At 75.2% G+C, this 6,832-nt stretch carries 9 protein-coding genes; 2 read left to right on the forward strand and 7 right to left on the reverse strand.

Translation table 11 applies throughout. The features are described from left to right. Positions 1–200: 200 nt before the first annotated feature. Positions 201–698, forward strand: a complete 498-nt coding sequence (locus tag ICW40_RS07770; RefSeq protein ID WP_221653262.1) for an NUDIX hydrolase — start codon at positions 201–203, stop codon at positions 696–698. 53 nt (positions 699–751) lie between these two features. Here ICW40_RS07770 and ICW40_RS07775 read toward each other — a convergent pair whose 3' ends face one another. The 6 genes from ICW40_RS07775 to ICW40_RS07800 all read right to left on the reverse strand — a co-directional run bounded on the left by ICW40_RS07775 (position 752) and on the right by ICW40_RS07800 (position 5,434). Then, complete coding sequence (locus tag ICW40_RS07775) at positions 752–1,531, reverse strand: ABC transporter permease (RefSeq protein ID WP_221653263.1); 780 nt, start codon at positions 1,529–1,531, stop codon at positions 752–754. A 1-nt stretch (position 1,532) separates the two neighbouring features. After that, positions 1,533–2,507 carry an ABC transporter ATP-binding protein gene (locus tag ICW40_RS07780; RefSeq protein WP_221653264.1) on the reverse strand — a complete coding sequence of 325 codons (975 nt, stop codon included), beginning with the start codon at positions 2,505–2,507 and terminating at the stop codon, positions 1,533–1,535. Between the two features lie 137 nt (positions 2,508–2,644). Further along, positions 2,645–3,376 carry a hypothetical protein gene (locus ICW40_RS07785; RefSeq protein WP_221653265.1) on the reverse strand — a complete coding sequence of 244 codons (732 nt, stop codon included), beginning with the start codon at positions 3,374–3,376 and terminating at the stop codon, positions 2,645–2,647. 11 nt (positions 3,377–3,387) lie between these two features. Next, positions 3,388–4,143 (reverse strand): hypothetical protein, encoded by a 756-nt coding sequence (locus tag ICW40_RS07790; RefSeq protein ID WP_221653266.1) that lies wholly within the window; start codon positions 4,141–4,143, stop codon positions 3,388–3,390. Beyond that, positions 4,140–5,015, reverse strand: a complete 876-nt coding sequence (locus ICW40_RS07795) for an ATP-binding cassette domain-containing protein (RefSeq protein WP_221653267.1) — start codon at positions 5,013–5,015, stop codon at positions 4,140–4,142. The genes ICW40_RS07790 and ICW40_RS07795 overlap by 4 nt, the downstream gene beginning before the upstream one ends. Next, on the reverse strand, positions 5,012–5,434 hold the full coding sequence (locus tag ICW40_RS07800) for a GntR family transcriptional regulator (protein ID WP_221653268.1): 423 nt from the start codon (positions 5,432–5,434) through the stop codon (positions 5,012–5,014). The genes ICW40_RS07795 and ICW40_RS07800 overlap by 4 nt, the downstream gene beginning before the upstream one ends. Before the next feature lie 141 nt (positions 5,435–5,575). Here ICW40_RS07800 and ICW40_RS07805 point away from each other — a divergent pair, with 141 nt between their 5' ends. Continuing rightward, the gene (locus tag ICW40_RS07805) at positions 5,576–5,956 is read left to right on the forward strand and encodes a DUF3592 domain-containing protein (RefSeq protein ID WP_221653269.1); all 381 of its coding nucleotides are present in this window, start codon (positions 5,576–5,578) and stop codon (positions 5,954–5,956) included. A 56-nt stretch (positions 5,957–6,012) separates the two neighbouring features. Here ICW40_RS07805 and ICW40_RS07810 read toward each other — a convergent pair whose 3' ends face one another. Continuing rightward, complete coding sequence (locus tag ICW40_RS07810) at positions 6,013–6,702, reverse strand: GNAT family N-acetyltransferase (RefSeq protein WP_221653270.1); 690 nt, start codon at positions 6,700–6,702, stop codon at positions 6,013–6,015. Positions 6,703–6,832 lie beyond the last annotated feature (130 nt).

Consider the following 6,832-nt stretch of genomic DNA (forward strand, 5'->3'; position numbering starts at 1 on the left):
ATGCGTTTCCTATGTCCTGACGCAGAACACTGTCACCCCGACCGTGAGTGGAAGGCCCCTGACCAGCGGAGACGCCGGCAGGGGCCTTCGTCGTCCCGACCCCACCCTCGCCGGACCTGCTCGACCCTCGGCGTGCCTGCTCCACCTCTCTGGCGGGACCGCACGCGGCTCGGCAGCCAGCGCTCGCTACAGTCGCGGCCATGCCGGTTCCCGACTTCGTCCGCGACCTGCGCTCCCGCATCGGGACCGACCTGCTGTGGCTCCCGGGCGTCTCCGGCGTCGTCCTCGACGACGCCGGCCGCGTCCTCCTGGGACGGCGTGCGGACACGGGCCGCTGGGCAGTGGTCAGCGGGATCCTCGAGCCGGGTGAGGAGCCCGCGGTCGCCGTCGTGCGCGAGATCCTCGAGGAGACGGGCGTCCACGCCGAGGTGGTCGCGCTCACGGCGGTCTCGACCACCGACGTCGTCGCCTACCCCAACGGGGACACGGCCCAGTACCTCGACCTGTGCTTCTGGTGCCGCGCCCTCGGCGGCGAGGCGCGCGTGGGCGACGACGAGTCGCTCGACGTCGCCTGGTTCGCCCCGGACGACCTGCCCGACGACCTCACGCCGACGTCGACGGCCCGCATCGCGCGGACCGTCGCGTTCGTCGCGGCCACGGAGCGGGGTGAGCACCCCGCCCCGTGGTTCGCCCGCTGAGCTCCTCCGCGGCGGGCGGCCGCTGCGCGGCTCAGGAGCCGGTCAGCAGCCGCTCAGGACCAGCGGAAGAAGCGTGCGGCGAGCGGCACGCACACGGCCGTCCAGCCCGCCATGACGAGCAGCTCCTGCAGCGGGACGCCGACGCCGTACCAGCCCGCGGCCATGGCCTGCGAGGCCGCACCCACGGGGGTCCACGAGCTGAGCGTCCGCACGATCTCGGGCATGAGCGGCAGCGGAAGCCACACGCCCGCGAAGAACATCGAGGCGACCCACGCGACCATCCCGGCGGCCGTCGCGGCGCCCGCCGTGCGGGCGCGCGCGGCGATGAGGCAGCCGAGCGCGAGGGCCGACGTCGCGCCGAGGACGAACGCCGCGACCACGAGCAGGGGCCGCGTGGGCATCCCGATGCCCAGGACGGCCGCGCCGAGGACGACGGCGAGCACGGCGGCGAAGACGATCGAGGCGAGCGCGACGAGCAGCTGGGCGACGAGCACGTAGGACGGCGGGACCGGCGTCGTCGACAACCGGCGGAGCACGCCCTTGTCGCGGTAGGTGCCGAGCACGGTCGGGAACGTCGAGAGCGCCGCGGTGCCGATCGCCAGGGTGAGCACGATCGGCGCGTACGCGGTGATCGCGGTGATCTGGCTGAGCACCGGGTCCTCCGCGTCGAACGGCTCGTCGGCCCACGGCATGACGAGCCCGAGCACCGTGAGCAGGACACCCGGGAAGAGCAGCCCGAAGAACGCCGTGCCGCGCTCGCGGACCAGCAGTCGGCCCTCGACGAGCGTGAGCCGGCGGAGCGCGCCCGACGGCGTGCGGTGGGTAGCAGACATGTCACACCTCCAGCGGTCGTGCGGTCAGGGAGACGAAGGCGTCCTCGAGCGAGCCGCGCTCGAGCTGGAGCTCGACGGCACGCAGGCCGGCGCCGCTGAGGGCGGTCAGGACGTCCTGGACGGCGCCCTCACCGCCGCGGACCTCGAAGCGACCGTCCGGCTGGCGGGTCACCGTGGCGCCGTCGGCGGCCCGCTCGAGCAGGCCCGCGGGCACCTCGCCCGCGACCCGGAAGCGCAGGACGACGTCCTCGGCCGCCGCGGTCGCCAGCTCGGCGGGGCTGCCGGTCGCCACCACGCGGCCGTCGTCGATGAGGACGATCCGGTCGCAGAGGCGCTCGGCCTCCTCCATGAAGTGCGTGACGAGCAGGATGGTGACGCCGCGGTCGCGGACCCGCTCGATGACGGCCCACGTGTCGCGGCGGGCGCGCGGGTCCAGGCCCGTGGTCAGCTCGTCGAGGATGGCGACCTCGGGGTTGCCCACGAGGGCGAGGGCCACCGAGAGCCTCTGCCGCTGACCGCCGGACAGCTTCGCGAACTGCGTCCCCGCCTTGTCGGCGAGCCCGAGGTCGCGCAGCAGCTCGTCCGGGTCCGCCGGGTCGCTGTAGAAGCTCGCGTAGAGGCCGATCGCCTCGCGGACGGTGATCCGCGCCGGGAGCTCGCTCTCCTGGAGCTGGAGGGCCAGCCGCTCGCGCAGCGCGGCGCCGTCCCGCGTCGGGTCGAGCCCGAGCACGCGGATGGTGCCCGCGTCGGGCGTGCGCAGCCCGGCGATGCACTCGACCGTCGTGGTCTTGCCGGCGCCGTTGCGGCCCAGCATGCCCACGATCTCGCCGCGGCGGACGGTCAGGCTCACGTCGGCGACGGCGACCTTGTCGCGGTACGCCTTGCGCAGGTGGGACACCGTGATGACGGTGTCGTCCGGGAGCGTCGACGCAGGTGCCGGCGCAGGTGTCGGTGCGGGTGTCGGTGCGGGTTCCACGGAGACCTCCAGGGCGTGCGGGTGCGGATGCGGGCGCGGGTGCGCGGTACCGGGTGCGGTGACCACCCCGGGTGCGTGCGCGGTGCCGGGGTGCGGGTGCGACGTGCTGGGCGTCGGAGGGAGGGCGGGCGGCGTCGTCAGCCGGAGAGGCCCGAGGCCGGCCGCAGCGCTGCGCGGTGCAGCACGCGGTCGACGACGACGAGGAGCAGGACGGAGACGAGGACCGGGAGCACGAGGGCGACGGCCTGCGGCGCCTCGGGGAACCCGATCGCACGGCCGACGGCGCCCTGCCAGCCGGAGCTCGTGTACGCCTCGGTGGCGAGCAAGGGCCCGAAGGTCAGGGGCAGCGTGAGGGTGCCCCACCAGGGACCGCCGCGGAGGTACGTGGCGCCGACGAGCGCCCCCGTCACGGAGTAGCAGAGGATCGCCACGACGTGCTCGGCGGCGAGCGGCGCGAGGTCGGGGACCGAGCGCCCGGTGAGCGTGCGCTCGACCGCGTAGCCGACGGTCCACACCAGCCCGGCCGCGACCGCGGTGAGGGCGGCCAGGACGGCGACCAGACGGACGAACGCCCGCCGCGTCATGCCGTGGGCGACGTGCGGCGCCGTCCCCGTGGCCACGTGCGCCAGCAGCAGGCTGAAGGCGAACCACCGCGGCGCGGCGTCGACGGCGCCCCAGACGCCCATCTCCCCGAGGTCGTACCGCGCGGGGATGCCGGCGAGCACGACGGCGACGGCCGCCATGAGGCCCCAGAACCAGGCCCACACCGGCGCCTGGACACGGATCGTCGGCCGCAGGGCGCGGAGGGGCACCGAGCGGTGCCCGAACCGGTGCGCGGAGGGGGCCTGGGGCGCGACGCTGGTCGTCATCGTGGCTCCCTTCAGCTCGCCGGGCGGCGGATCGCCGCGCGGCGCAGGACGAGGTGGAGGACGACCATGCCGAGGGCCACGACGAGCAGGATCGTGAGTCCCCGGGCCGGCAGGGGCAGGTCGAGACCGCGCTGCGCGAGGTCACCGATCCAGCGCCCCGTCAGGAGCGACTCGGTGACCGCGACCGGCGCGAGCGTCAGCGGGAGCGTGAGGGTGCCCCACCAGCCGCCGCCGCGGTAGAAGGCCGCGCCGACGAGGGCGCCCGACGTCCCGTAGACGAGCACGGCGAGCAGCGCCTCGAGCGTCACCAGCCCGAGCTGGGACCCGTCGGCGTAGAGGTGCTCCTGGACCGACGTCGGCCAGCCCCGCGCGGCGAACACGGCGTTCTCGACGGCGTGACCGAGCGTCCAGCACGCGCTGAAGACCGCGGCGGTCACGGCGACGTCGAGCGCGACGAGGGTCACGAACGAGCGCCGGGTCAGGCCGTGGGCGACGTACGGGCCGATCCCGCCGGCCGTCACGAAGAGCAGCATGGCGAACGAGAACCAGCGGCAGCCCGCGCTGAGGTAGTCCCACGCGCTGTGCTCGACCTCGCCGACGCGGACCGTGACGACGACGATGCCCACGGCGATGACGGCGAGCGTGAGCCAGAACGCCACCCAGACGACCAGCTGGCTGCGCAGCGCCAGCCGCGCACCGCGCACAGCGCGCGGGTCGAGGGCCCTGGCGGACCGGTCGGCGGCCGGGACCGAGGTCGCGAGGCTCATGGCCGGTCCCCCGAGGCGGTGAGGTGGACGAAGAGGTCCTGGAGCGGGACCGGGCCGATCTCGAGGCCGGCGTCCCGCGCCCGCCGCCGCTCGGCGTCGTCGAGCCCGCCGTCGACCGTGACCTGCGCCGTGCGCCCGAGCGTGCGGCGCTCGAGCACCCGGCGGCCGTCGAGGAACGCGTCGACGACGTCGCCGGGTCCGGTGAGGGTCGCGCCCCGGGCGCGCAGCGCGTCGGCGTCGTCGGCCAGCAGCACGCGGCCATGGTCGAGCACGACGACCTGTTCGAACAGCCGCTCGACCTCCTCGATGAGGTGGCTCGAGACGACGATCGTGCGCGGGTGCTCGGCGTAGTCGGCGAGCAGCTCGTCGTAGAACGCGTAGCGCGACGGCGCGTCCAGGCCGAGGTAGGACTCGTCGAGCATCGTCAGCGGTGCGCGCGACGCGAGCCCGACGACGACGCCCAGCGCCGAGCGCTGGCCGCGCGACATCTGGCTCGGCTTGCGGTCGAGCGGCACCTGGAGCCGGTCGACGAGGCGACCGGCGAGCTCGGCGTCCCACGTGGGGCGCACGGCGGCGGCGATCTGGAGGGTCGCCCTCGCCTTGTCGTCCATGTGGTCGCCGCTCTCACGGACCAGGCACGTCCCGGCCATGATGCGCGGGTTCTCGAACGGGTCCTCCCCGTCCACCAGGACGGTGCCGCTCGTGGCGGGGCGGAACGCGGCCAGCACGGAGAGCAGGCTGGTCTTCCCCGACCCGTTGCGGCCGAGGAGGCCGTGGATGCGGCCGGGCTCGAGCGTCAGGTCGACGCCGTCGAGCGCCGTCGTGCGGCCGTAGCGGACGGTGAGGTCGCGGACCTCGACGCCGAAGCTCATGAGGACTCCCCGTCGGTGCTGGTGGTGGTCGTGGCGGCGACGTCGGGCCGCCGCGGCGCGGGCTCGGCGGCGAGCTCGCGGAGCCGGGCGACGACGTCCTCGACCGGGATGCCGAGCCTTCGGGCCTCGGCGGCCACCGGCTCGACGACGTCGGCGAAGAACCGGTCGCGCCGCCCGGCCACGAGGCGGGACCGCGCGTCCGGCGAGACGAACATGCCGACGCCGCGGCGCTTGTAGAGCACGCCCTCGTCGACCAGCTCCGTGAAGGCCTTGGCAGCGGTCGCCGGGTTGATCCGGAACGTGGTCGCGTACTGGGTGGTGGACATGACCTGCTCCTCCTCCCGGAGGGTGCCGTCGAGGATGTCGCCTCGGATCTGGTCGGCGATCTGGAGGTAGATCGGGTCGCGTCCGTCGAACACGTCACGCCCTCCCGTCACCTTCAGTGGTTCATTACATGAGTAATGAACCATAGAGGTTTGCCCGCGCGCAAGAGGTCTTGGCCGGTCGTCCTCGAGCGCCTCCGGCGCCCCCGGGGCGCGGTGCGCCGGTAGGGTCCGGCCGTGCCCTTCGTCTTCACGCCGTTCGCGCTGCTCGGCGTCGCCCTCGTCGTCGGCGGCCTGCTCATGGTCCGGTCCCAGCGGTCGTCGCGCTGGGTCGCGGTCCCCGGCCGCGTCGTCGACCGCTCGTTCCTCACGACGCCGACCCGCGTCACGGTGGAGTACCCGGCACCCGACGGCGCACCGCTCCGCGCCCGGGTCTCGGCCGGCCTCATGGGCGGGCTCCGCGGGCCCGAGGTGGGCGCGGACGTGACCGTGTACGTCGACCCGCGCCGGCCCACGGACGTCACGCTCGGACCGTCGAGCGCGACGACGACGTACGGGTGGGCCTTCGTCGCGATGGGCGCCTTCGCGCTCGTCACGTTCCTGCGCATCTCCGGCTGACGCCGGCCGACGTCGCGACGCGGCGCGACTCCCGGCCCGCCCGGGTCGCGACCGTCTCAGTCGAGGGGTTCGAGGTGCCGCCGCGGGACGCCGAGGGTGTCCTCGACCGGCGTCATCGGCGGCGCCACCTCGGCGAGCGGCGCGACCCGGCCCACGCCCCACCGCAGGCGCGTCACGAGCGCCTCGCCCAGCGCCGTGCGCACGCCGCCGCCCCACAGCCGCGGCCAGCCGCGCGCGGCGGCGGCGCCCTCGGCGGAGAACAGCAGGAAGGTGGCGACACCGCGCCGGCGGTGCGCGGGCGCGACGTACACCTCGAGCACCTGGCCGGTCCCGGCGCGCCACTTCACGGCGCCCACCTGGTCCTCGGCCGCGAGCCCGATGCGCGCGGCGTCGGCGAGCGTGAGGACGGAGCCCGGCGCGACGTCGGCGCCGAACGTCGCGGCGCGCACGGCCACGACCGCGTGGGGGAAGGCGATGAGCTCGGCGAGCACCGGTGAGGCGTCGCGCACGATGCGCTCGACGAGCACGAGGGGCGGTGCCCCGGTCGGGGTCGTCAGCTCGCTGCGCAGCAGCTGGAGGGTGTCCGACCGCATGGCCACCCGGCCGAGCCGGCCGGTCGCGACCGTGCGACCCGGCGGGAGGTCGTCCACCTCGACGACGGAGCGGTCCGGACGCTCGTCGGTCGCGATCGCGTGGACCACGACGGTCGAGGCGTCGCCGGCGACCGGGTCGGCTGGCGGGCGCACGGAGCGCACCCACCACACCGGGAGCCGACCCGGCCGCACGGTCACGATCAGACCCGGCGGGTCGACCGACGAGCCGCGGCGCCGGCAGCGAGGCCGAGCGCCACGAGGCCGGCCGCGAGCGCCGCGAGGC

Origin of the sequence: Actinotalea ferrariae (assembly GCF_019733465.1) — a bacterium.
GTDB lineage: Bacteria > Actinomycetota > Actinomycetes > Actinomycetales > Cellulomonadaceae > Actinotalea > Actinotalea ferrariae_A.

Excerpts from the sequence above, each read along its gene's own strand:
- ICW40_RS07795 (WP_221653267.1), bottom strand. The coding sequence starts at position 5,015 with ATGAGCTTCGGCGTCGAGGTCCGCGACCTCACCGTCCGCTACGGCCGC.
- ICW40_RS07790 (WP_221653266.1), bottom strand. The coding sequence starts at position 4,143 with ATGAGCCTCGCGACCTCGGTCCCGGCCGCCGACCGGTCCGCCAGGGCC.
- ICW40_RS07770 (WP_221653262.1), top strand. The coding sequence starts at position 201 with ATGCCGGTTCCCGACTTCGTCCGCGACCTGCGCTCCCGCATCGGGACC.
- ICW40_RS07775 (WP_221653263.1), bottom strand. The coding sequence starts at position 1,531 with ATGTCTGCTACCCACCGCACGCCGTCGGGCGCGCTCCGCCGGCTCACG.
- ICW40_RS07785 (WP_221653265.1), bottom strand. The coding sequence starts at position 3,376 with ATGACGACCAGCGTCGCGCCCCAGGCCCCCTCCGCGCACCGGTTCGGG.